Origin of the sequence: Lyngbya sp. PCC 8106 (assembly GCF_000169095.1) — a bacterium.
GTDB lineage: Bacteria > Cyanobacteriota > Cyanobacteriia > Cyanobacteriales > Microcoleaceae > Capilliphycus.
On sequence record NZ_AAVU01000021.1, the window covers coordinates 60,469 to 86,593 of the forward strand.

At 41.2% G+C, this 26,125-nt stretch carries 19 protein-coding genes; 12 read left to right on the forward strand and 7 right to left on the reverse strand.

Going from position 1 to position 26,125, the window contains the following annotated elements; genetic code table 11:
• The first annotated feature begins 15 nt into the window (after positions 1-15).
• A complete protein-coding gene (locus L8106_RS15400) occupies positions 16-1,737 on the forward strand; it encodes an ABC transporter permease (RefSeq protein WP_009785270.1) in 1,722 nt (573 codons plus the stop codon).
• Positions 1,738-1,802: 65 nt separating this feature from the next.
• Here L8106_RS15400 and adhE read toward each other — a convergent pair whose 3' ends face one another.
• Positions 1,803-4,463, reverse strand: a complete 2,661-nt coding sequence (gene adhE / locus L8106_RS15405; RefSeq protein ID WP_009785271.1) for a bifunctional acetaldehyde-CoA/alcohol dehydrogenase — start codon at positions 4,461-4,463, stop codon at positions 1,803-1,805.
• 913 nt (positions 4,464-5,376) lie between these two features.
• Here adhE and L8106_RS15415 point away from each other — a divergent pair.
• Positions 5,377-6,000, forward strand: a complete 624-nt coding sequence (locus L8106_RS15415; protein WP_009785273.1) for a hypothetical protein — start codon at positions 5,377-5,379, stop codon at positions 5,998-6,000.
• 124 nt (positions 6,001-6,124) lie between these two features.
• Here L8106_RS15415 and L8106_RS15420 read toward each other — a convergent pair whose 3' ends face one another.
• Both L8106_RS15420 and L8106_RS15425 read right to left on the reverse strand, forming a co-directional pair.
• Positions 6,125-6,454, reverse strand: coding sequence for a hypothetical protein (locus L8106_RS15420; protein ID WP_198012950.1), 330 nt, complete (start codon positions 6,452-6,454; stop codon positions 6,125-6,127).
• Positions 6,402-7,163: a calcium-binding protein gene (locus tag L8106_RS15425; protein ID WP_009785275.1), complete on the reverse strand. Its 762-nt coding sequence runs from the start codon at positions 7,161-7,163 to the stop codon at positions 6,402-6,404. The genes L8106_RS15420 and L8106_RS15425 overlap by 53 nt, the downstream gene beginning before the upstream one ends.
• A gap of 753 nt (positions 7,164-7,916) precedes the next feature.
• Between L8106_RS15425 and L8106_RS32235 the strand changes: the two genes are divergently transcribed.
• The 4 genes from L8106_RS32235 to L8106_RS32245 all read left to right on the forward strand — a co-directional run bounded on the left by L8106_RS32235 (position 7,917) and on the right by L8106_RS32245 (position 15,368).
• A complete protein-coding gene (locus tag L8106_RS32235; protein ID WP_156803692.1) occupies positions 7,917-8,066 on the forward strand; it encodes a hypothetical protein in 150 nt (49 codons plus the stop codon).
• A gap of 330 nt (positions 8,067-8,396) precedes the next feature.
• Complete coding sequence (locus L8106_RS15435) at positions 8,397-9,602, forward strand: sensor histidine kinase (RefSeq protein WP_009785276.1); 1,206 nt, start codon at positions 8,397-8,399, stop codon at positions 9,600-9,602.
• Positions 9,603-9,612: 10 nt separating this feature from the next.
• On the forward strand, positions 9,613-13,398 hold the full coding sequence (locus L8106_RS29670) for a response regulator (protein ID WP_009785277.1): 3,786 nt from the start codon (positions 9,613-9,615) through the stop codon (positions 13,396-13,398).
• Positions 13,395-15,368, forward strand: a complete 1,974-nt coding sequence (locus tag L8106_RS32245; RefSeq protein ID WP_009785278.1) for an adenylate/guanylate cyclase domain-containing protein — start codon at positions 13,395-13,397, stop codon at positions 15,366-15,368. The genes L8106_RS29670 and L8106_RS32245 overlap by 4 nt, the downstream gene beginning before the upstream one ends.
• A gap of 19 nt (positions 15,369-15,387) precedes the next feature.
• On the opposite strand, the gene L8106_RS15455 is transcribed toward L8106_RS32245, so the two are convergent.
• The gene (locus L8106_RS15455) at positions 15,388-15,678 is read right to left on the reverse strand and encodes a hypothetical protein (protein ID WP_009785279.1); all 291 of its coding nucleotides are present in this window, start codon (positions 15,676-15,678) and stop codon (positions 15,388-15,390) included.
• A 142-nt stretch (positions 15,679-15,820) separates the two neighbouring features.
• Positions 15,821-17,032 (reverse strand): RNA-guided endonuclease TnpB family protein, encoded by a 1,212-nt coding sequence (locus L8106_RS15460; protein ID WP_009785280.1) that lies wholly within the window; start codon positions 17,030-17,032, stop codon positions 15,821-15,823.
• Positions 17,033-17,342: 310 nt separating this feature from the next.
• Here L8106_RS15460 and L8106_RS15465 point away from each other — a divergent pair, with 310 nt between their 5' ends.
• A complete protein-coding gene (locus tag L8106_RS15465; protein ID WP_009785281.1) occupies positions 17,343-17,678 on the forward strand; it encodes a hypothetical protein in 336 nt (111 codons plus the stop codon).
• 250 nt (positions 17,679-17,928) lie between these two features.
• Positions 17,929-19,341, forward strand: coding sequence for an ATP-binding protein (locus L8106_RS15470; protein WP_039896433.1), 1,413 nt, complete (start codon positions 17,929-17,931; stop codon positions 19,339-19,341).
• 132 nt (positions 19,342-19,473) lie between these two features.
• On the opposite strand, the gene L8106_RS15475 is transcribed toward L8106_RS15470, so the two are convergent.
• Both L8106_RS15475 and L8106_RS15480 read right to left on the reverse strand, forming a co-directional pair.
• On the reverse strand, positions 19,474-19,728 hold the full coding sequence (locus L8106_RS15475; protein ID WP_156803693.1) for a hypothetical protein: 255 nt from the start codon (positions 19,726-19,728) through the stop codon (positions 19,474-19,476).
• A 98-nt stretch (positions 19,729-19,826) separates the two neighbouring features.
• Positions 19,827-20,060 (reverse strand): hypothetical protein, encoded by a 234-nt coding sequence (locus L8106_RS15480; RefSeq protein ID WP_009785284.1) that lies wholly within the window; start codon positions 20,058-20,060, stop codon positions 19,827-19,829.
• 399 nt (positions 20,061-20,459) lie between these two features.
• Between L8106_RS15480 and fraC the strand changes: the two genes are divergently transcribed.
• The 4 genes from fraC (at position 20,460) to L8106_RS15500 (ending at position 25,876) form a co-directional block, all read left to right on the forward strand.
• A complete protein-coding gene (fraC, locus tag L8106_RS15485; protein ID WP_009785285.1) occupies positions 20,460-20,972 on the forward strand; it encodes a filament integrity protein FraC in 513 nt (170 codons plus the stop codon).
• Positions 20,973-20,977: 5 nt separating this feature from the next.
• On the forward strand, positions 20,978-21,583 hold the full coding sequence (locus L8106_RS29675; RefSeq protein ID WP_009785286.1) for a DUF5357 family protein: 606 nt from the start codon (positions 20,978-20,980) through the stop codon (positions 21,581-21,583).
• Positions 21,584-21,636: 53 nt separating this feature from the next.
• Positions 21,637-22,461 carry an ATP-dependent sacrificial sulfur transferase LarE gene (larE, locus tag L8106_RS15495; RefSeq protein ID WP_009785287.1) on the forward strand — a complete coding sequence of 275 codons (825 nt, stop codon included), beginning with the start codon at positions 21,637-21,639 and terminating at the stop codon, positions 22,459-22,461.
• Between the two features lie 334 nt (positions 22,462-22,795).
• Positions 22,796-25,876, forward strand: coding sequence for an RNA helicase (locus L8106_RS15500; RefSeq protein WP_009785288.1), 3,081 nt, complete (start codon positions 22,796-22,798; stop codon positions 25,874-25,876).
• Positions 25,877-26,125 lie beyond the last annotated feature (249 nt).

Sequence of the window (26,125 nt, forward strand, 5' to 3'; positions counted from 1 at the left end):
ACGTCTATTCCTCAAATGAGTTCAACAGCTAAAATCAAACGTCCCTCTTTAGTCAACTGGAAAATATTTTGGCTGATAATTACCATTATCTCTCTGATTTGGTCATTACAAACTGCGGGAGTTTTTCAACAAGAATTAGTAAATTTAGGCGGGTTAACCCTAGTTGAACAATTTCTCAACGCCGCTTTTTATCCCGAACTTAGCCAAGAATTTCTTAAACTTACCCTAGAAGCTAGTTTAAAAACCTTAAGCTTTGCAGTTTGTGGTACTTTTTTTAGTATTTTAATCGGTTTAATTGGCGGTTTATTTTCCTCTGAAATTTGGTGGAGATCGCTGTCTCCCCATCTATTAGGAACTCCTTGGTTATTTATACGATCACTTTTAGCTATTCCTCGTTCCATTCACGAAGCCATTTGGGGCTTATTTTTTGTTAATATTTTTGGACTCGATCCTCTGGTGGCAATTTTCGCGATCGCTATTCCTTTTGGTACGATTACCGCCAAAGTTTTTTCAGATATATTAGATGAAACCCCTCGTCAAGCTTTAACCGCCCTTTTAAGCAGTGGTGTTTCTCCTCTCAACGCCTTTCTTTACACCTTATTTCCGCAAGCCTTTCTTAATCTTTTATCATACACCTTTTATCGATTTGAATGTTCGATTCGTTCAGCAACTCTATTAGGAATTATTGGGGCAGGTGGCTTAGGTTATCAAATCTTACTTAGCCTTCAATCCTTGCGTTATCATCAAGTTTGGACATTATTAATTGCATTAGTGATCTTAACCGGATTAACCGATCTGTGGAGTTCAACCTTACGTCATCGCTTGGGTGCGCCTTCTCGTTTAGATCTTAATATTTTACAGTTAAAAACTGAACAAAGTTACAGCAAATATTCAAAAAATCTAGAACTTAAAAAACATCATTTTCTTTCCTTTTTCACCTTCTCCGGTTATTTTACTCTTGTTTTAATTGTCTTTTCCTTTTGGGAGATTAACGCTGATTTTTCTAAACTGTTGTCACCTCGAACATGGCAATTATTTGTGTCAATTTTACAAGAGGCGTTTCCCCCAGATTTTAGTCAACTCCAACAACTCTTGATCTTATCTCAACAAACCCTCGCCCTTTCTATTTTAGCAATAATCATAGCAGGTTTAGGCGGAATATTACTTTCATTTCCTGCGGCAAATAACTTCTCATTACCGGGTGGAATATTTGATTTTAGTCAATATAAATCTGCTAACTTTTTAAACTTTGGAACCCTGATTTGGAGTCTCAGTCGATTGATATTACTCTTTTTTAGGGCTATTCCTGAACCAATTTGGGCATTAATTTTTCTATTTATTTTGTTTCCCGGAATTTTACCCGGTGCCATTGCTTTGGGGCTACATAACTTAGGGATTTTAGGACGGTTAATGGCAGAAGTCACCGAAAATTTAGATCCCCATCCTTTGCGATCGCTTTCCGGGTTAGGCGCCACTCGTCCTCAAGTCTTTTTATATGGTGTTTTACCCTTAACTCTCCCTCGATTTATTGCCTATATTCTCTATCGTTGGGAAGTCTGTATTCGGGCGACTGTAATTGTGGGTTTAGTGGGTGCGGGTGGACTAGGACGATTACTCACAGAACAACTGAGTAGTTTTGATTATCGCAGTATTTTTGCCACATTAATTGTGTTTATTTCTCTAACCCTTATTGTTGATTTTATCAGTCATTTTATACGACAAACATTGAGAGAATAAGTTAAAATCCCCCCTTCTACCTTTCCAAAAGGGATGGCGTAGCCGGGGGGATTTCCTAATAACTGTTAGTTTGTTGCCACAACTTCAGGTTCTTGTTGAACACCTATTTTACCATTGTGTTGGGCTTCCACTAACGGATGACCATAATAAGCATTGATATACAATTGCTTCAGGTCTTTAATCAGAGGATAACGAGGATTTGCGCCTGTACATTGATCGTCAAAAGCATGATCTGCTAATTCATCAACTTTTGCTAAAAATTCCGCTTCACTTTCTTTGATCACGTCTTTAATTCCACTCGGAATTCCCACTTGATACTTCAAGTCTTCGATTGCCAAAATCAAGCGATCAACCTTTTCGGATTCCGTTTCACCACCCAAATTCAAATAGTCAGCAACGCGAGAATACCGCCATATTGTATTCGGATATTTGTACTGCGAGAACGTGGCTTGTTTAAACGGTGCATCGGTGGCATTGTAGCGAATCACATGACAAATCATCAACGCATTTGCTAACCCATGCGGTACATGAAACATTGCCCCTAATTGGTGTGCCATTGAGTGACAAATTCCCAAGAAACTATTGGCAAATGCCATCCCAGCCATCGTAGAAGCATAGTGCATTTTTTCTCGCGCTTTTGGATCTTTTGCACCATTATGATAGGAACTTGGCAAATATTTAAAGATTAACCGAATGGCTTCTAACGCCAAACCATTCGTATATTCAGAAGCCAATACCGAGACATAAGATTCTAGGGCGTGAGTTAAAGCATCCACCCCACCAAATGCCGTTAATCCTTTGGGCATATTTAACACCAATTCCGGATCAACAATTGCCATATTTGGGGTTAACGCATAGTCAGCGAGGGGATATTTAATATCATTTCGACGGTCAGTTACAACGGCAAAAGGAGTCACTTCTGAACCCGTTCCTGATGTTGTTGGAATTGCAACCATTGTTGCTTTTTCCCCTAAAGGTGGGAGGTCATAAACCCGTTTGCGGATATCCATAAACCGCATTGCTAACCCTTCAAATTCGATGTCGGGATGTTCATACATCAACCACATAATTTTCGCCGCATCCATCGGAGAACCGCCACCAATCGCGATAATGACATCGGGTTGAAACGTATTCATCAACACCAATCCCCGTTGCACTGTATCGAGAGAAGGGTCAGGTTCAACATCATAAAAGACATCGTATTTTAACCCAATTTCCTCCAAAACTTCCTCTAAATTTGCCGTCATTCCTAATTCATAAATCGGTTTGTCGGTGACAATAAATGCCCGTTTTTTTCCGGCTAAATCACGAATAGCGGTTGATAATGCCCCGTATTTGAAGTATATCTTCGGCGGCACCCGGAACCATAACATATTTTCCCGACGTTCGGCGACGGTTTTGATGTTTAAAAGGTGATGGGGTTCGACGTTTTCACTGACAGAATTACCGCCCCAACTGCCACAACCCAGGGTTAAAGAGGGGTCAAGACGGAAGTTGAAAATATCCCCAATTGCCCCTTGTGAAGAGGGAGTATTAATCAAAACTCGGGCGGTTTCGACGGCATTTTCAAAGCGTTTAATATGGTCAGTATTTGAAGGCTCGGTGTAGAGGGCGGCTGTATGTCCGCGTCCGCCAAATTCAACTAATTTTTCCGATTTTTCCACCGCATCTTCAAAGTCTTTTGCCCGATACATTGCTAGTACAGGCGAGAGTTTTTCATAGGCAAAAGGTTCGTTGGAACTAATCTCTTCAGCTTCACCAATAATGACTCGGGTATTTTCGGGGAGAGTAATGTCTGCTAATGCCGCAATTTTATCAACAGGTTGACCCACAATTTCGGCATTTAAACGGCCATTAATGATAATTTTCTTGCCCAACCGTTCTCGTTCTTCTGGGGTTAAGAAATACGCACCTCGGGCTTGAAATTCGGCTTTGACAGAATCATAAACCTCATCAACCACAACAACAGATTGTTCACTGGCGCAAATCATCCCATTGTCGAAGGTTTTACTGAGAATAATTGAAGAAACTGCCATTTTAATATGGGCAGAAGAATCAATTAAAGCCGGAGTATTTCCAGCGCCAACCCCCAAAGATGGATTACCCGAAGAATAAGCCGCTTTCACCATTCCTGGCCCCCCTGTGGCTAAAATCAGCTTGATGTCGTGATGCTGCATTAACATTTGGGAGAGGGGAACTGTCGGTTCATCAATCCAACCGATAATATCATCGGGCGCCCCGGCTTCAACGGCTGCTTTTAACACAATTCGGGCGGCTTCATTGGTGCAATTTCGGGCGCGAGGGTGAGGGGAAAAGATAATGCCGTTGCGCGTTTTGAGGGCAATTAAGGCTTTAAAAATTGCTGTCGAAGTTGGGTTAGTTGTGGGGACAATTCCAGCAAGAATTCCGACAGGTTCAGCGATGCGTTGAAAACCGAAAGATTTGTCTTCTTCAATAATTCCGCAGGTTTTTTCTGCTTTGTATTTGTTGTAGATAATTTCTGAGGCAAAATGGTTTTTAATCACTTTGTCTTCGACAATACCCATTCCCGTTTCTTCGACTGCCATTTTTGCTAAGGGAATTCGGGCTGCGTTGGCGGCTAAAGCCGCTTTTTTAAATATGTAGTCTACTTGTTCTTGGGTGTAGGAAGCATACTTTTGTTGGGCTGCTTTGACTCGGGCGATTAAAGTTTCGAGTTCTTCGATGTTGGTTACTTGATTAACCATATCTTTACCTCAGATAAAAGTTCGGTTGAAGTGTTGATAATGAACGCCAGATTCAAAATCTAGAAAGTTTACAAGCTAATGGTTTTCGATAGTTTACGGATTGGCGTGAAAAAAACAACTGTGCTGTTTCACGGTCTAGTTTAACGTATTACCGACCGGGTAGAGTCTTCTTTTGTTTTCTCTACTTGCCTCTATCCTTTATCTTATTTCATCTTCAAAAATTTGTCAGAGATTTGCAAAATTCTTAACATTCGTTTTAAGATTTCATTTGGGCTTGCGGAAGATATTTTTTTTCGATACAATCTAAAATTTAGCTGCACTCAAATTCTTTGATAACCTCAGCCAAAACAGTGCTAAAATGAGAAGGGATACTTTTCAACTCCAAAATATTTTCTTGTGTTGACTCGCTTTCATCTGAGTTGTTAAATTTTAAAAACAGAGAGAATAAAAACCACCAAGATATAAAGATCACCCAGAATGAATTTTCGGATCTTCGAGGTGAGTTTAACAACAAAAAAGAGTCAGATTCAACAAAAGGTCTATACATTTCATCCGTTTTTCAGGTTTAACGAGCTTCAATCTCAAGTGAAATATTCAGAGTATTGACCTCTATCTTTCGGTAGATATTCTCGGTAGATATTCCAAGTTTTGTTGATTTATAAAATAACAAGTTTTGTTCAAAAAAATCAAAAAATATTGATGTTAACATTCGCTTAATTTGATAACTTAAACTAATTACACCCCCCCCGAAAAAATACAATTATTTTTATCATTTACAGATGTAAAAATTCAAATATTGCTGCTATACTCAACTACAACAGGTCAAAGCGGGAGCGAATCATCACAAGCTCTAGAATATTGACTGTTGCTTGTCATTGAGTTTCTGTATTGTATTGAAGGAGTAACAAAAAATATGGCAATTGATGGAACAAATGGAAGTGATATCCTTATTGGTAATTTCCATACTGGGTTGAAACCATTTCCTATTGAAACCAGCGATACAGGTATTAATGATTTAGCTGATCAAATTAACATAGATTGGAGTCGTTTCGGCACTCCTCACATTAGTAGCTTTGAAGAATTTATCACCTGGAAAGAGACTCGAAACCGTGAATTTATTCAAGAATCTATCGAAACAGGTCTACAAGAAGAAGCACGACTGACAGCACTGCTCGAAGACCGTAAAAATGGTTTACCCGTGACAGCAGAAGCAAATGTTGATCCGTTGACGGGTTTAGATACTGAAACCTTAGAAAGTCTGTTATCCGAGACTCAGACTCGCACAGAATATTTAATGAGTTCGCTTGAAGAACCTGAAAAATCTATCTGGGAACCTAACTACTTCCTACCTACGGATAACTATATCGGAGACAGTGAAATTATTGCGGTTCCTCCCGGCTCATCGGAGTTAGCAGACTCAATTTTTTCAGCTTCTCACCCTGAAAGATCTTTTACAATTGTTGAAGTCGAAGGTCTAGCATACCCAGAAGATCTCTTAGCCTCTTCAGAATACTCCACAGAATCTTTTCTTGCATAATTTTGGGAAGTCCGAGTTCTATCGTCAATCAATATAAAATATTAACCACAACCTCTGAAGATTGTGGTCTTTCTGCTCAAGATATAGCGATGATATACCAATCAAACATCCCTACAGTCTTTAGTTAGAGAGTTAAAAAATCCTCCTGGGTAATCTGAGAAATATCGAGAACGACCTCAATCGTAGTAGCACTTAATGAAATACTGCTCAAAATTGCCAATACTTCCCCGGTATTTGCATTTTCTATCAAGATATCTGTCGGGAGAGCGGAGACATCGACCGTAATCAGTTCTGCTCCTGGAGGAGTAGGTAAACGGAACAACTCAGCAAAGCCCCGTCCCGTAATCCATTCGTCAGCCAACTGCTCCGCCCGTTCACCCACCGGACTAATCAACACATCCTCAAAGGTCAAACCCTCCCGCAAACCGATCAAATCTGAGCCATCTTCGCGCATTGCTAATTCGGTCAAAACCTTCGTTGTTCGGACTCAAAACCATCAGGTCAGTGCCACTCCTTCCCGTCAGGTTATCAAAGCCATCTCCGCCATCGAGAGTATCATTTCCCTGTTCCCCATCCAAGACATCATTGCCCGAGTCCCCAGAGAGAAAATCATTCCCTTGACCTCCGGCCATATCATCGCCACCCCCACCTCCGGAGAGAAAATCATCTCCATCTTGGTCAATTTCACCAAAATCTAAATCGACCAGATATCCCCCACGCAATCCATCATCTCCTTCTCCACCTAAGAGTATATCGTTTCCCGCATCTCCCGCTAAAGCATCATTTCCTTGGTTGCCATAAAGTACATCATCGCCTTGTTGACCTTCTAATTGATCGGAATCTTTTCCCCCAAAAAGGACATCATTACCAAACCCGCCCCGAAGTTGATCTTGCCCTTCATTTCCGTAGAGAAAAGCCGATTGAATGCCAGCAATAATTAAGTCGTTTCCGCCCAAACCATAAATCGATTTTGGGAAATCATCCGCACTGATTAAAAAGTCTGGAGTTGCAGTCGCAACAGCATCTTCAACCCCACGAACTTCTAAAATACTTCCGTAAGTTTCACCATTATCAAGACTCGGAAGCTCATTAATATTGAGAACTTCTCCATTCGGTAAAACGATCTCTCCTGTGACTGGAACTGGGATTTCTCTAATGGACATTATCAATTACTCCGATTGAATCGTGACATTTTTGTGAAAATCTTTAATCAATTTTCTAGTCATATTTTAGCGAAAATAGCATCAAAAGATCAATAGATAATCAAGGTTAGTTTTAAAAAATAATAAGAATAGAATTAACACGGAAAATACCAAGAATATATATAGCAATGTTACCTAATTTGTAAAAAAGTAATCGAGATCACCCCCCAAAATTGGGGCAGGGCTGTTTCATTCTAAGTTAAAAATTGCCGGGGTTGATGGGGTGAAAGGGTGATGGGGTGATGGGGAGAGGAGTTTTTTCCGAGGAAAAATAGCTTTTTATTAATAAAAATCCTCCCTACCTCCCTACCTCCCTACCTCCCCACCTCCCCACAAATCAAGTTTTCGGGCTAGAACGAAACGGCCCTGCCAAAATTGGGGGGAAGGGGGGCGCAGAATTGACGAGCGACCCCCTAAAGGGTTCGTTAGTTGCGTGATTGTCGGGGAACCCGCCCAACGCACTAACTCACCGCGCCACCTGTGGGCGCTAGCGCAAACTCGCGACTTGGCGGTTTCCGTCGAGAGCGAAGTTTGCAAGAGAGGGAACGCGCGAGGAGGGGGTTTGGGAGCAAAGTCGTTTACAAATGATTTCTTATTGCTATATTCATATCTTTGTGCCTTTGTCATTTTAAAAATTACTCAATCTTGACAACAAACGGCTTGAATTTTTTCATCATCTGTTGAAGCTGTTCTATAGAATAATGATCACAACTTTTGTCTATTGATCATCCAGAAAATATTGTTCAGATCACGACTAAGATTTTAGCCAAATATTTCACCATACAGAAAGTTTGTGAACGTTTAGGATTGACTCTCAACCGAGTTCTAGATGAAGGGACATTCCGGGTAGAAATTGAACAATAAAAGCTTATTTTTTGAATATCTCTTGAATCAGACTAAAGGAGAATACAAAAACGAGCCTCTTTTTTTTGGCTAATCTAAGTTACCATAGGTGTAGGTCTGCAAGGTTCAGGGTGGTCAGTGACGAACACAAAGCAATTTTCGAGAGTTCTCAGGAACCGATTTGCTTAGGGTTGAATCCTTCGTTTAACCAGGGGAGTGTTGAGAGAGTAGCCTTGCGGTTGTTCCTGACCGCTACAATCAATAGAAATGGGATCGAGTCGGTCAGGGTGTATTAAGACAAAAAATCAGGTTGATCGGTTAATCCTTGAAAGAGTTATTGTATAGAATGAAATGAATTCTCTAAAACCATCAATTTTAATTGTTGATGATATCGAAGACAACTTATTACTTTTAACTGCAATTTTAACAGAAAAGGGATATCAAGTCCAGTCCGCAGTGAATGGGTTATCTGCTTTGAGTTTGGCGGTGCAGAACCGTCCTGATCTGATTTTACTTGATATTATGATGCCAGATATCAATGGCTATGAAGTTTGTCATCGCCTCAAAGCCGATCCCCGTACTAAAGATATTCCGATTATTTTTATTAGTGCTTTAGGTGAAGTATTTGATCAAGTGAAAGCCTTTTCCATCGGGGCTGTTGACTACCTGACAAAACCTATTAGAATTCCCGAACTGTTATCGCGAGTCAAAACCCATTTAAGCTTACATCAGTTGCAAAAAGAGTTGAAAGAAAAAAATGCAGAACTTACTCAAATGTTAGAGTATTTAAAAACGACTCAAGCTCAACTGATAGAAGCTGAAAAAATGGCAGCATTGGGAAGATTGGTGGCGGGTTTATCCCACGAAATTAGTACCCCGCTAGGAATAGGAGTAACTTTAGCTTCAACCCTGAATAATGAAGCCCAAAACTTCGAATTTCAAGTCAACCAAGATCAACTCAAAAAATCGATAGTTGTGAATCATATTGTCCGGGTAAAACGGAGTAGTCAAATCCTGCTAGAAAATTTACAACGAGCGGCAGACTTAGTTCAAAGCTTAAAACAAGTTTCTGTGGATCAAAGTCATTTTAAAAAGCAATGTTTTGACTTAAAAAGCTATATTGAAAAAGTAATTATTAGCCTCAGTCCTCATCTCGAAAAAACTGGACATAAATTAAAAATCAGAGGAGAAGAAAACCTCAAAATCAATAGTTATCCAGGAGCAATTTCCCAAATCGTCACGAATTTAGTCATCAACTCAATTATACATGGCTATCAACCCGGAGAAAAGGGATGTTTGGACTTTGACATTAACTGTCAAGATGATAGACTAATTATTAGCTATGCAGATGATGGGTGTGGTATTCCAGAAGAATATATCGACAAAATCTTTGAGCCATTCTTTACAACAGATCGCTCTAGAGGTGGGAGTGGTTTAGGATTGCATATTATCTACAATTTAGTGACGCAAAAACTTCAGGGTCAAATTTCCTGTGATCGTCAAGTCAGCTCCGGTACAAAATTTATATTAAATTTACCACTAGAACTTCAGGAATAATACCAAAAGTATGCCAAAAAACATTAATTCTCAACCGAACCAGTCTTCCCCAAAAACAGATTTCACGTCTTTACCCGCAGAGGAGGAAATGATTTTTATCGAAGAAGAAGATGAAATTTTATCTCTCCCCAGTGATACAGAGACGTGGAAAGTGATGATCGTTGATGATGATCGCTCTATCCATGAAGTGACGCAACTCGCCTTAGACCAATTTAGCTTTGAAGGCAAATCCCTAAACTTTATTTCCGCCTATAGTGCAGCCGAAGCAAAACAACTGATCCTCAAGCATCCAGATATTGCAATTTTGTTCGTGGATGTGATCATGGAAACCGAGGAAGCGGGTTTAGATTTTGTCAAATATGTTCGAGAAACCCTCAACAATAAACTCACTCGAATTATCCTTCGTACAGGTCATCCTGGACAAGCTCCTGAAGCTCAAGTTATTCTCAACTATGATATTAACGACTACAAAACCAAACTGGAACTTACCCAAGAAAAATTAATCACAACAGTCACTCTTTCCCTGCGAAATTATCGAACTTTACAACAAACTTTTGAGGAAGATATCAAGACAACTTCAGGTCACATTTTAATTGTGGATGATGATGCAAATCATCTGACATTACTGGTGCAAATCTTAGAAGAAAATGGATATAAAATTCGAGCGACTCAAAGCGTAAAACACGCGATAATGTCAGCCAACATGAGTCAACCCGACTTAATTATCTTGGATGTGATGATGCCTGATTTAGATGGATATACCGTTTGTAAAAACTTAAAAGCTAATCCTAAAACCTGTAACATTCCCATCTTATTTATCAGTGCGCTAGACGGAACCGTTGATCAAGTCAAAGCCTTTGGAGCAGGAGCCGTTGATTTTATTAGTAAACCCTTTGAATTTGAAGAAGTATTAGCGCGAGTCAAAACTCATCTCACCAACCAAAAGTTAAAACAACAACTCAAAGATCAAAATTGCCGACTCCAACAAGAAATCGAAATTCGCACCACCAGCGAAGCTTATTTACGACTTCTACAACGGGCAGTAGATGCTTCTTCTAACGGTATTGTAATCGCCGATGCTCAACTCACTGATAAGCCTTTGACCTATGTGAACTCTGGATTTGAACGGACTACAGGGTATAGTGCGGATGAAGTGATTGGAGAAAATTGTCGCTTTTTGCAGGGAGAAGATATCGATCAACCGAACTTAATCGAAATGCGTAATAGCATCGCAGAAGGTCGAGAAACAAAGATTATTGTCCGTAACTATCGCAAAGATGGTACACCATTTTGGAATAAACTTTCTATTTCTCCCGTACACGATGAAGAGGGGAATTTAACTCATTTTATTGGCATACAAGAAGATATTAGCGATCGCATTTTTGCAGAAGTTGCCCAAAAACAAGCCGAAGAAGAACTCCGTCGCAGTGAAACCTTACTCAAAGAAACACAACGCATCGCCAAAGTCGGGGGATGGTCATGGGATTTGATTGATCATAAATATTGGTGGTCAGAACAAATGTATCAACTGACAGGGATTCATCCTGATGATCCGATTTCCAGTTTAGAGCAAATCGAACAAAGAATTCATCCCGAAGATCGTTCCCGAGTCAGACAAGCCACCTTTGAAACCCTCAGACAAGGAATCACTTCAACAATCGAGTTTCGGACGCTTGATCAAGATAATACAATTCATCATCTGATTTCTCGCACCCAAGTTCAGCAAGATGATCAAGGACAGATTATTCGTTTGTATGGCACCTTACAAGATATTAGCGACTACAAACAACGAGAAGAAGCTCTGCGTTTATTTTCCGAAGAAATTGCCTGTAAAACAGGTGAAGAATTCTTTCACACCTGCGTTCAATATTTAGCCCAAGTGCTACAAGTTAAATATGCGGTGATTGCAGAAGTGACAGACGAAACTAAACAAAAACTGCGAACTTTGGCATTTTGGGACGGGGATAGTCTCAGAGAAAATCTAGAATATGATGCTAGTGGAACTCCCTGTGAACTGGTGATCAATCAAGCTTGGTGTTATCACCCCGCAAACCTTCAACATTATTTCCCCGACAATATATTATTAGCCAAATTGGGTGTCGAAAGCTATTGGGGAATTCCCCTAGCCAATTCAACCGGAGAATCAATTGGCTTAATTTATATTATGGATGTCGCACCGCTAGAAATCAATCTCGATCACGAGATGATCATGAAAATATTCGCCACTCGTACCGAAGCCGAACTCGAACGTCAACACTTTGAAATTACTCTCCGACAAGCTAAAGAAGCCGCAGAAGCCGCTAACCGTTCAAAAAGCACCTTCCTCGCGAATATGAGTCATGAGTTGCGAACTCCCCTCAACGCTATTTTAGGGTTTTCCCAATTGCTCAGTCGCAGTATATATCTGTCAGGCGATGAAAAAGATAGCCTAGAAGTGATTCATAGTAGTGGTCAACATCTGCTAACTTTGATTAATCAAGTGTTAGATTTATCTAAAATAGAAGCCGGACGCATGAAAATGCAACTGCGGAAATTTGATCTATTTCATCTCCTCCAAAGCTTGGAGAGAATGTTCACCCAAAAAGCCAACGATAAAAACCTAGAGTTAAAGTTTGACTGTCATCCAGATATTCCTCAATTGATCTACACCGATGAGACAAAATTACGCCAAATTTTAATTAATCTTCTCAGTAATGCCATCAAATTTACCCCCAGAGGTGAGATTATTCTGCGAGTTTACCCTCGTTGGTCTAATCTCGAAGCCATATCTTCATCCCGTTTACCTGCGGGAACTTATGCCCTATCCTTTGAGGTGAAAGATACCGGAGTAGGAATTGCTCCCGATGAATGCAAATACCTCTTTCAAGCGTTTGTGCAAACCTTATCAGGTCAACAAGCCCAAGAAGGAACAGGCTTAGGGTTAAAAATCTCTCAGCAATTTATTCATTTGATAGGGGGAGAAATTAGCGTTGAGAGCGACTTAGGACGAGGAACAACCTTTCAATTTATGATTCCCGTTGAGATTAGCGAAGATGAAATCTCCCATACTTCCTCCGAGCATCTGCGAGTCATTGCACTCGAACCAAACCAACCCCGCTATCGCATTTTAATCGTTGATGACCGCCCGAATAACCGTCAACTGTTAATCGAATTGCTCACTCCTGTAGGTTTTGAAGTGCGAGGAGCAAAAGAGGGTCAAGAAGCCGTCAAACTGTGGTCAAGTTGGCAACCGCACCTGATTTTTATGGATTTACGGATGCCGATGATCGATGGTTATCAAGCCACTCGTCAAATTCGTCAGTTAGAAGCAGCCAGGAAAACCGATCCGCGATCTCAGACGATTATACCTTCTCACCAGAACATTGAGAAAACAAAAATTATTGCAATTACCGCCGGAATTCTGGAGAAAGAAAAAGCAATGGCTTTGTCTGTTGGGTGTGATGATTTTCTTCGCAAACCCTTTTTAGAACGAGATATTTTTGATCGTATTGCTCAACACTTAGAAGTCCATTACATTTGTCAGGAGTCTACTCTAGCTGACCTTACTCAAAGTGTCCATAGTGCAACACTCACATCCGAGGATCTGGCCAAATTACCGAGTGAGTGGTTAGCTCAATTTCATCAAGCTATCATTGAAGGACGCAGCCAGCGAATGCAAAGTCTGATTGAGCAAATTCATCCCCAATATCCATCCGTTGCCGATACCTTAATCTATTTAATGGATCGGTATCAATATGAGCAGTTACTGGCTTTAACTGAACCGAAAACTGATCGATCTGCTTCTAGAGGCTCATGAACTCTTTGTCGCCTTCTGCTCCTCAAAAAAGTATTTTAGTCGTTGATGATACCCCGATTAATCTGACGCTGTTGACGCGGATGCTGACAACGCAGGGGTATGAAGTCCGAGTGGCACCGAGTGGGGTTTTAGCATTACGCTCTGTGCAGATGAGTCCCCCTGACTTGATTTTACTCGATATTATGATGCCGGAAATGGACGGCTATCACTTTTGTCGTCTCCTCAAAGATCAAGCAGAAACACGGGAAATTCCGATTATTTTTTTGAGTGCATTAGACGATGCTTCTGATAAAGTTAAAGCTTTTGAAATGGGGGGAGTAGATTATATTACTAAACCCTTTCAACTCACTGAAGTTTTAGCTCGGATTGAAAATCATTTGCGGCTGCGATCGCTACAACTACAACTCAGCGAACAAAATATCAAACTCCAAAAAGAAATTAATCTGCGACAAATTATCGAACAACAATTTCGCGAAAGTGAAGAACGCTGGCAACTGGCACTGCAAGGAAATCAAGATGGCATTTGGGAGTGGAAGATTGAAACAGATGATATGTTTCTTTCGTCTTGGTTTAAGGATGTTTTAGGTTACGAAGACCATCATATTCAATTTAGTCAAGCCTGGAAAGATTCGATTCACCCCGATGACTGGAAACAAGTTGAAACGATTTTACAGGATTATTTACAACAAATCATTCCGCTATATTCAGTTGAACATCGTTTGCGTTGTAGCGATGGCGGTTATAAATGGGTATTGACTCGCGGACAAGCTCAATGGGATACTTCTGGAAAGCCCATACGGATGATTGGTTCAGTACGTGATATTAGTGAACCCAAACAAAGAGAACTTGAAATTCGACTGCTTCTGAAAGTCACTCAAGCGATTAATGAAGCGGTGGATGTAGACTCAGCTTTGAATCTGGTTTTAGCAACAGTTTGTCAAACGATTGATTGGGATTATGGTGAGGTTTGGATACCGAATAGTGACGGAAATTTATTAGAGTGTCGTCAAACTTGGCATATTAGTGATCACCATTCCACTCAATTTAGACAGTTTAGATTGGATTTAACTTTTGCACTCGATGAAGGTTTACCGGGACGAGTTTGGGCGACTGGCAAACCGGAAGTTCATTTGTATTCAGAAATATTACCCAATATTGGTTTACAATCAGGTTTTGGGGTGCCGATTTTAGCTGAAGAACAGATGCTAGCGGTGTTAGTTTTTTTTACTCAAACCAAAAGCAAACCCCAAGAACGAACTTTAGAACTGGTTAAAGCGGTGGCGACTCAACTCGGTTCTTTGATTCAACGGAAACAAGCCCAACAAGAATTACAATCTCAAAAAGAACAAACCGAAAAATTACTCTTAAATATTCTTCCCCAACCCATTGCGGAACGGTTACAAAAACAACCCGGAATTATTGCAGACTATTTTCAGGATGTTAGTGTTTTATTTGCTGATTTAGTGGGTTTTACCGATTTTTCCTCCGAAGCAACTCCCGCTCAAATTCTAGAAATTCTTAATAGTATTTTTAGCCATTTTGATCAACTTTCTCAACACTACGGTTTAGAAAAAATTAAAACAATTGGAGATGCTTATATGGTTGTGGGTGGCTTACCCCTTTATCATCGGGATCATCTCCATGCGATCGCCAAAATGGCTCTTGATATGCAGACAAATTTGACTCAATTTAATCAGCAAACCGGAAATAATTTTCTACTAAGAATTGGTATTCATGCCGGGCCAGTCGTTGCGGGTGTGATTGGGTTGAGCAAATTTAGCTATGATTTATGGGGGGATACCGTAAATGTGGCTTCTCGAATGGAATCTAACGGAGTTTCGGGTCAAATTCAAGTCACATCCGAGGTCTACGAACGCTTAAAAGATCAATTTGTGTTTGCTTTACGAGGTTCTATTCCCATCAAAGGAAAAGGAGAAATGACCACCTATTTCCTGACCCGTGAACACTAAAAAAGGCATGAGTCAATACTTAATCGCTATCGCTGCTATTTCCCCACGGATCACGACAGAACATATAGATCACCTCAAAACTATTTCCGGCTTCTTCAGCTTTTGCTTCCTGACGTTCTAGATAATTCCTCCGTCTCGCCGTAGCGATCGCCCTTGTTGTTCCCTGACTCGAATCATGAACCCAAGATCCCTCTCCCACTTTGTACTTAAATTCGCAGACAATATCATAAGCAGAAGAAGCTTGAGCCGTTTTCGGCAACCCAGCCCATCCCAATATAGAGATCACAATCAGCGATAATACAGCTTTCATAAAAACCCCTTAACGGGTGATTGTACAGAGGCAAAGTTAACAATTTCCATTTTAATATTGTAGGATCAATCTCTATAGAAAACTGTTCACTCAGGACTGAATAATTGACACTCCCGGTCGTAAACAACGGGGATTCTTCGTTCTACGACTCGACTTGCTGAGACAGGATTCCTCCTATCACAGTAGAGGTTGAATCTCCAGAAGCGTTCGGATCTAAGATCCAAGTTCCGGTATGCCCTACCGTACTCAAGGCAGAATTTAGAATATTAATTGCGGCGTTATGATCTCTATCTAACTCACATCCACATCGACAAACATGAGTTCGGGTTGATAGAGATTTTTTAACGATTGTTCCACAATTTGAGCAATTTTGGGAAGTATAAGCAGGATGGACGGCAACCGTTACCCTACCAAACTTACTCCCAAAATATTCTAGCCATTTTCTAAATTGATACCAACCCGCATCATTAATCGACTTGGCAAGACAATGGTTTTTTACTAAGTTTTTAATCCTCAAGTCTTCGTAAGCGACCAAATCGTTAGATTGGATTACGCAACGCGCTATTTTCTTGGCGTGTTCTTCACGTTGCCTACTTATTTTAAGGTGTACTTTGCCTAGTCGTTTAATGGCTTTTAATCGGTTGGCACTACCTTTTTTCTTGCGAGAAACACGTCTTTGGCAAAACTTTAATTGTTTCTCACTTTTTCTGTAGAAACGGGGATTGGGTTCAGTATTGTTATTGCTATCAGTGTAGAACTCTTTTAGTCCTACATCTAATCCAATTGTTTTCCCTGTTGGTTGTGTTTCTATCTTCACATCAACTTGGATGCAAAATTGAACATAATACCCATCCGCCCTTCTAACCAGTCTTACCCGTTTAATCTGTTCGACAGGATAGAATGCCAAATCCCAAGTTCCGACAAGCTTGAGTTTTCCAATCCCTTTTTTATCAGTGAACTCGATCTGCTTAGGATCTAGAAGCCTCCAGCCTGATGTCTTATATTCGACAGAGCGAGAATACTTTTTGAACTTAGGATATCCTATCCCCCCTTTGATTTCCCCTTTATTAAGAAGGGCGAGTGAGGATTTTTTACAGTTCTCAAAAAACCTAGCAATAGCCGACCAACACCTTTCTACAGATGCCTGACAAGCGTGTGAGTTCAAATCCTTGACAAAAGGGTACATAGCTCGGAGTTCAGTGTTGTATCGATACAACTCTTTTCTTCCTAAGTCACGATTGTCCATCCAATACCGCAAGCATGAATTCCGCACAAACTTAGCTGTTCGGATAGCTTCATCGATTGCCTTATATTGATATGGCTTCCCTTTTGCCTTGAATTCGTAAACAATCATTGACGCTAGATTATTTGGCGTATATCAACAATATATCACCCGTAGCTCAGTTTGTGTGCATCGACTTGAGTTAACCGTCGTGAACGACGGGGCTTGTACCCGCTTTCCTTGGTCAAAATACTCTCAAAATCGGTTTTCCTGTGCCAGTGTGTTAACTGTCTGTCAGGGGAAAAGGCGATCGCCCTATTTATTAGGGTTGGAAAAGATAATCGCCTCCAGTGAGATGTCACGCTTTGGAGAGTGTCACATCTAGCATTCCACTTACCCCAAACCCTTTTGTAGAGTAAGGTTATTGAGTCACAGAAAACCGATGGAAACCAATCAAAATCCGACCCAAACTTTAGTCCAAGATCGCTCTACCTTCGAGAACAACATAGAAGAATGTATCAAAACCGCTTGGTTGCATTTAGTGGCGGAAACCGTGGACACTTACACCGGAGATGATTGGTTGTCCTTGTGTCCCGATATCGATGAAGGTGAACTCTACCGAGAATGGTTTGTCTGGTACGACGGAGAAGTCGCCCAAGAATGGGAAGCCTACGATCACCTCACCGACAAACGATATGCTCACCCAGACTTAGCGATGGTTAAAGCTTTTATTGACCAAGTTGAGGATGTCAGACGGGACTCTACCTTAGTCGCTTAGACAGAAATCATAGTCTCTTGTTAGTTCTTTGACTCTTATAGCAGTACGTTATAAACTTATTAAAATGGATAGGTCTCGGACACCCCAAAAGAGAACACCCAGAGAATCCGTTCAGCCCGTGCTTTGGTGAACTCTTTGGTGAGACAATCCATGAGGAATGGTGACACGACCTTAATTGAAAGAGTATAGGGAGTGCAGAAAGACAAATTAGGCGGTACAGTAGATCTGTAGCTGATTCATTTACCAGCCCGTGCTAGACGAACATCACGATCAAGTCTCTCCCCCACACTTAATGGAGGGGAGCATTTTCGATCTGGGTTTAGCATCAACTTTGGGAGATCTATCTCTGTATGAGTTTCAGGTTTCTGTAAGTTGTGTAGGAATTGTTGTCGCTCAAATCTTTGAGCGGTATCCTCTTGTTCCAGGAGTGATTCTTGTAGAGGAATCACCGGACGGAAATTCGCGATTTGTAGGCATGATCTCGCGACGTCAATTGTTAGAATTTCTCATTCGCCCTCAAGGGATGAAGCTGTTTTTACAGAAGCCCTTGCGCGTTCTTTATAGCTATGCCCGCAACTCTCCCCTCATTCTCTCAGAGGAGACACCCATTGTCAGTGCCGCACAACAGGCCGTCAGACGATTACCTGAACTGCGAAGCGATCCTGTTGTCGTGGAAATTGATCCGCAGTCTTCTTCTTCTGCAAGTTTACCTTATCGATTGTTAGATATTCACGAATTAAATCTTGCTAACTGGCAAATTCGGGGGATTGAAACTCAAGTTCGCTATGAACGGATGCAAACTCAAATTGTCCAAATTGAGAAAATGGCGAGTTTGGGACGGTTGGTTGATGGGGTTGCCCATGAAATTTTAGATCCGGTGGGTTTTATTTGGGGAAATTTAACTCATCTCTCGACTTATAGTGAGAGTTTGATTGAATTGATTACGGCTTATGAAAAACATTTTTCGACAATTCCATTAGATATTCAGCAGCTTAAAGAAGAAATTGAGTTTGAATATATTCAACAAGATATTCCCCAAATTGTGAATAGTATTCAAGCCGGAGCAGAACGGTTAAAAAATTTAGCGACTAGCTTACAAAACTTTTGTTATATTGATGAAGTTCATCCAAAACCTGCGGATATTCATACGAATATTGAAGGTATTTTGTTACTGCTGAAAAGTAGAATTTCAAGTGAGATTCGAGTCACTAAAAATTATGATCATATTCCACCTGTAACTTGTTATATTGGTCAGCTTAACCAAGTTTTTATGAATGTTTTGATTAATTCAATTGATGCGTTAATTAGTCAAGCTTCTACTCAACAATGGGCGAGGAAATATCGAGAAAACAAGAATAAAGCTCCGGTTCCAGAACCAACAATAGAAATTTCAACAGAAGTGCGATCCCCTAAAACTAAACTGAGTACAGAAAGAACTCCACAACGTTGGGTTTCAATTCGGATTAGCGATAATGGCCCTGGAATGTCTTGGGATCAACAACAAAAAATCATAGAATCTTTTTCAACTAAAAAGCGTCTTGAAAAGGAAACCAGTTTAGCCCAGAGTTATCAAATTGTGACCGCTAAACATGGAGGTCAATTTTTGATGCAATCTGAACCGGGTATGGGAACGCAGTTTGAGATTTTATTACCTCTAGTTTGATTTTAAAGTTGAGTTAGAGGAAATCTTTTGATGTCATTTGATTCTTATAAAAATATGACTGAATTAAAAATTAGCATTCGTTCAGAGTTTTAGGAAGATTTAGAGTTTTGTCTCCGGGAATTTTCCCAATGATCATCTCTTGACAAATAGCCAACTACTATGTCCAGATAAGCACTGATCCCATTCTCCGGTTTCCACATCGTAAATTTTTAGGGTATTATCTAAAGCTGCGATCGCCTTTTTTTTCCCATCCAAATTAAACGTCACCGAAGACACAAAATGCGCCGCAATATTTCCCCGGAGTTGACCCGTTAGGAAAGGCTTTCTAAGGTGTAACGTTCTCCAACATTTTCCCACACCTCGACCTCTTGAATTGCTGTGTTTCACCGCTTCATGCCAACTGCTGTTAAAATTAACTGTTAGTTAGTTAACCGTGAACAGTAGAGGGACACGGGTCATACTGTTCACAGAGAGTCACTGAGAACTCAAGAGAAGCCGTTCCAAGCGAGGACAACTAATTCACTTAACCACAAGCGTTGTTCTGAACTGAGAAGACAGTCATCGGCGAGAACTTCTGCTTTGAGATCTTCGAGAGACAGATGCTGAGAACGAGCAATTTGAATAACACCAGCGATCGCCGAGGCGACCAGTTCTTCACTGATAGGCTGTTGACTCAGAGTCATCATTTCTGCCAAACTTTTCGGAATGGGATAATTCATAGTGTGAGGGCAATTTCAATCAGGTCGTTACTTGCCTTGTACTCAAAGTCAATAAAATGAGATAAGTTTAATCTACGAGTTTACACCAACATGATAGATTGAGATTCAGAGGTTGACTGTTCTCTTTAAGCCGACAGAACGGTTCACAACAGAGCAATCACCTCAACTCAGACCGGACTTATTTCAGTCTTTGCGATCGAGTAACAATGCTTGAATCTAATCTAGATCAAAATTCGATCAATCCACAACTGCAATATTGTGAAAAAATGAGAAGGTAAAATCTGTATGATCAATTGAGGTCGTCCAACGGCTCTAAAACGACAGGTAGAGATTTTGGCTCTCTGACTGAGGTTTCCGAAAAACGAAAATTGTAATCATTCAGTGAAAAAGGTTTGATGTATGCAGCCATTTATCTTAGCAGGCCGGGCAATTTTATTTAGATTATTACGTCTTCTGATCAGCATTACCGTTGAGTCTTTTGTTTATCAAAAATCTTTTAAAATCTCTCCTAAACAGGGAGTACAATATGCAATGATGATTGATTTATTCGCCGAAGTTTTTGGGGCGATCGTCTTTACTTCTTTACAAACTTTTTTTCCGTTCAACGCCGCTCGACACCTGGTTATTTATTTGACTTTAGATGACTTTCAAAAAATTGCTGCCGATGTAATGGTTCTGACTTTATTTTATTTCTTGCTATTTTTACTCGTCAAGTGGATTGGCTTGCTTTTCTTAAATATGTTTGTTTTTGACAACGAGAATACCGTTTCAGAACAAGGGACATCAATCTCAAATCTAGAAAGAAGCACACAATGGGGAAATCAGTTTAAAATCGTTACCAAAGCTCATACCATCAGTTACTCTGTGACGTTACTCTTTGCCCTCTTTAAAATTCGTGTCTTTTACCTCTAAAAATTATGGACTGGAAAAAAAATGTAGATCGAGTTAAAACGGTTATTGATCCCGCACTTCCGCCAAAATTCATCCATTGGAAAACTTTATTGATCTTCAGTATTGTCATTTGGGTTTTGTCTTTTATTGCCCTAGAGAATACCAAAGATATCATGGCTGTTTTAGGATGGATTTTACTCACGGTTAGTTTGGGTTGGGCAACCAGTCAACCCCCGTTTGTTTTCGGGAGTTTTATCTTAAGTCCATGGATCATTGCCACCTTTATCTCCTTACTCATTTATCAACTCACTCAAGACACCGATCCGACTCTCGCCCTGAAAGCATGGCCTTTAATTGCTGCGGTTTTCATTGCCGTTATGGAAGGGTTTAAAAGTCGCTCCCCCGAGAACTCACCATCGCTTTTTAGTCGAACAAGCTTAGTGACGATTATCTTAATTCATGTGTTGTTAAGCTGCTGGATCGATCTTTATATCCTACTGGTTCAACAGATGGAAAACAATCCCGAACTCAATCCGAGCATTACTCGCCCCCGTCCAGCATTTCTTCAGCCCGCTTCTGGCTTGCTTCACGCTGAAAATCATCTGTTTCTCAACTCAGATGAACAATTTTAACAAATCTTTTAAACTATAAACTAGGAAAATTCACGTCAGATCGAAAGCAAATAATGGTTATCCAAAAGCTAGAACAACTCCAATCTTTGTTTCAGGAGATGAAACAGGCATTAATCGCCTACTCGGGAGGAATAGACAGCACCTTAGTCGCCAAAATCGCCTATGATGTACTCGGAGATCGCGCCCTCGCCGTAACCGCAGTTTCCCCATCATTACTCCCCGAAGACTTAGAAGACGCCCGAATTCAAGCCGTAGAAATTGGAATTCGTCATCAAGAAATCTCTACCCATGAGATGGAAAATCCCAACTATACGTCTAATCCAGTCAATCGATGCTACTTTTGTAAAAGCGAACTCCATGATACATTGAAGCCTCTGGCGGTACAATGGAAATATCCTTACATCGTTGATGGCGTCAATGCTGATGATTTAAGAGATTATCGTCCGGGAATCCAAGCAGCTACTGAACGCGGAGTGCGATCGCCTTTAGCGGAAGTTGGAGTCAGTAAAGCCGAAGTGCGAGAACTCTCAAAATTACTTGGTTTATCAGGATGGAATAAACCCGCTCAACCCTGTCTAAGTTCTCGCTTTCCCTACGGAGAAGAAATCACCGTAACCAAACTCCAACGAGTCGGACGAGCAGAAGTCTATTTACGCCAACTGGGCTGGCAAAATTTACGAGTGCGTTCAGAAAAAGACACCGCTCGTATCGAACTTCCCCCCGATCAAATCAAGGAATTTGTATTAACGACTGATTTGTCGCAACTCGTCAAAATCTTTCAGGAATTTGGCTTTGTTTATGTCACCTTAGACCTGGAAGGGTATCGTAGTGGTAAACTTAACCAAGTCTTAACCCCAGAAGCCTTGGGACAATCCTAAAACTGTCCCCTCACAAAATGAGAAGTTCCCCAACATTTACAAATAAAATGACCCTACCATTAGGAGATGGCAGGGAGCAGGCGACAGTTAAACGCTAATCTCATTGTCAGGGGAATCGCAGAGCAGACTCCGGTTTAATGTGACAATTTGATGACCGTCCATATTCCCGAAACGAGAAAGTCTACCTTCGTTGCTAGCCCCTGACCTTCATCAGCCTTTGGATTCCAACACTTCTCGAAGAAAAGCTTAAAATTGATTATAAAGACCTTATTGCCTGAACTGACTCAGGTTAAGAAGGATAACTCAGTCCTTTGATTGTTTCAATATTATCCTAGTGTCCTACTCTACCCCAAATTCTCAACCGCTCGAACTCGACAAACTTTTTCCCTTTCAACTCGATCCATTTCAGCAAGATGCGATCGACGCTTTGAAAGCAGGTAAATCTGTGGTGGTTTGCGCCCCAACAGGTTCGGGAAAAACACTGATCGGGGAATATGCCATCTACCACGCTTTGAGTCGGGGACGACGAGTGTTTTACACAACTCCCCTCAAAGCCCTATCCAATCAAAAATTACGAGACTTTCAAGAACGATTTGGGGTAGAGAACGTGGGCTTGCTTACGGGTGATCTCTCCATGAACCGAGAAGCTGCTGTTGTGGTGATGACAACCGAGATCTTTCGGAATATGCTTTATGGAACACCGATTGGTGAAGTGGGAACTTCCCTCGAAGGCGTGGAAGCGGTTGTCCTCGATGAATGTCACTACATGAACGATCGCACTCGCGGTACAGTCTGGGAAGAATCGATTATCTATTGTCCTCCTGAAATTAAACTTCTCGCCCTCTCCGCTACGATCGCCAACAGCGATCAACTCACCGACTGGTTATGTAAAGTTCACGGGCCAACAGAACTGATCTATTCTAGCTTTCGCCCGGTTCCTCTACAATTTCACTTTTGCAATACTCAAGGACTGTATCCCCTGTTAAATGAGTCGGGTACTGAGATCAACCGCCACTTAGAACCCAAAAAACGACGCAATAATCGATTTGATAACCGTCGTTCTCGTTTCCACAACAAACATAAACAACAAGGCCAAAGCTTGGCAAGCGCCCTCAAGCAATTACAAAAGCAAGGAACTCTCCCTACAATTTACTTCATCTCAAGTCGTAAAGGTTGCGATCGCGCCGTCACCGATCCCAAAATAGAACGGATTTCTTTTGTTAACTCCAGTGAAGCTGATCGTTTAAATACTGCCATTAACGCCTTTTTAAACGCTAACCCCAAACTTAAACAATTTAAGTCTCTAGACTCTCTCTCGCGGGGAATAGCCACTTATCATCTAGAACTCCCTCCAGCTTGGAGAATATTCGTTGCTGAATTATTTCAACAGGGTTTAGTCAAAGTTCTGTTTGTTCCTGAAACCTTGTACGTTCTTTATGAACTTCAAGAAGAAGAAATGCTTCCGGCGATTTATTTTATCTTCAGTCGCCGAGGCTGTGATTTAGCCGTCGAAGAATGTTTCTACGCCGTCCATGAACTGGGCTTTATTTCCCTGGTGAATGAAGCAGAAGCCACACTTTTAAGAGAAAAAATCGATATCTTTTGCGCCCACAATACCGATGTTTCTCCCTCTCGTAGTATTGAACCTTTGTATTTGGGAATAGCCGCCCATCACGCCGGAATATTACCCGCATGGAAAGTATTAGTTGAAGAACTTTTTACTCTGGGGTTAATTAAAGTTGTTTATGCCACCGAAACCCTGGCTGCCGGAATTAATATGCCCGCCCGAACAACAGTCATTTCTAGCCTTTCCAAACGCACCGATGAGGGAATACGTCTGCTGAAACCGTCAGAATTTTTGCAAATGTCAGGTCGGGCTGGACGACGGGGAATGGACTTGTTGGGTCATGTTGTTACCGTCCAAACGCCTTTTGAAGGGGCGACAGAGGCCGCTTATTTAGCCACAACTGAACCCGATCCCTTAGTGAGTCAGTTTACACCGAGTTATGGCATGGTGTTGAATTTGTTGCAAACCCACAGTTTAGAACAGGCGAAAGCGTTAATAGAACGTAGTTTTGGTCAATACTTGTCTACCGCCTCACTCCAGCCCCAAGAAGTAGAGATGCAGCAACTCAAAGCCGAACTTGCTGATATTGAAGCGAATTTGGGCTTAGAGGGAGATCAAACCATAGAAGATCTCGAAACCGTGATCGCCAACTACGAGAAGCTACAAGCCCGTCTCCGGGAAGAAAGACGCTTGTTAAAGCTTTTGCAAGATCAAGCCGAGGAAACTCTGACTGCGGGGATGTCTCAGGCGTTGGTTTCTGCGGTGTTAGGAACCCTTGTTAGTCTGCGAGGGAAACACGTCTCTCCGAATGCCAGGAACCCCGAAGACCAACCTTTAGGGGCGGTATTGGTCGCCCAAACGCCGAGTCCGGGTCAAGCGCCTTATTTTCTCTGTTTAGGTCAAGATAACCGTTGGTATGTGGTGGGGGCGTCTGATGTGGTGGGGCTGCATGGGGACTTACCTCGGTTAACCGCAGTAGACTATATGGATATTCCCGATATTCCCTATAAGTTGGGTCAGAAGCGGAAAGGAGATACTCTCAGTGAAGCAGTCGCCCAACAAATTTCTGAGGTACCGATGCCAGAAGTTCCCCCAGAAGTGCAACATCAAATGCAGCAAGTTAGGGAGATTGAAGAACAGTTAGAAACGCATCCATTGTATGAATGGGGTAAACCGCAGAAGTTGTTAAAACGTCGAGAACGGTGGACGGATCTCAATTATGAAGTTCGGTTATTACAAGCAGAAATTGAGGCAGATCAAGGTCATTATTGGCAGAAATTTTTAGATTTGATTTTGATTTTACAGCAGTTTGAAGCCTTAGATGAATTACAACCGACTGTTTTAGGTCAGGCGACGGCAGCTTTGCGAGGTGATAATGAATTATGGTTGGGAATTGCCTTGATGTCTGGGGAATTTTATCAGTTAGAACCCTCCCAATTAGCGGCAGCTTGTGCGGCGTTAGTCACAGAAATTTCGCGATCAGATACCTGGACAGATTATCAGCTTTCGGAACCTGTACAGTCTGCTTTAGAACGACTCTGGGGTTTGCGGAAAATGTTGATCAAAGTTCAAAGTCATTATCAAGTGGAGTTTTTGGTATTACCCGAACGCTGGGAACATCAAAATATGAGTGCGATTATCGAACAATGGGGTCAAGGAGTTGATTGGTTACAGTTAGTTGAACATACGAGTTTGGATGAGGGGGATTTAGTCAGAATGATTAGAAGAACGTTGGATTTTCTCTCCCAAATTCCTCATGTTCCTCATTTGAATGGTAGCTTTAAACAAAAAGCAATGGATGCGAAAAAGTTACTGGATCGTTATCCGATTAATGAAGATGTAGAATAAAAAATTAGTAGGTTGGTCGGGTATTGATCATCATGTAACGAAAAGTCAAGTCCAAGAGTCTGAGTGCAATTTAATCGGTTCTGTACAATGTTGTCTTACCGCTTCCACCAGGGGAATAACTTAAAAAACTCCCGCGAAATTTTCTGATCAAATCGCAGTCGGGAAGTTTGAATATGAGCAACTCCTTCAAATCCCGGTTGCAATTGGTACTCATCATTATCAATAGTAATCTGAATTTACACCATCGAG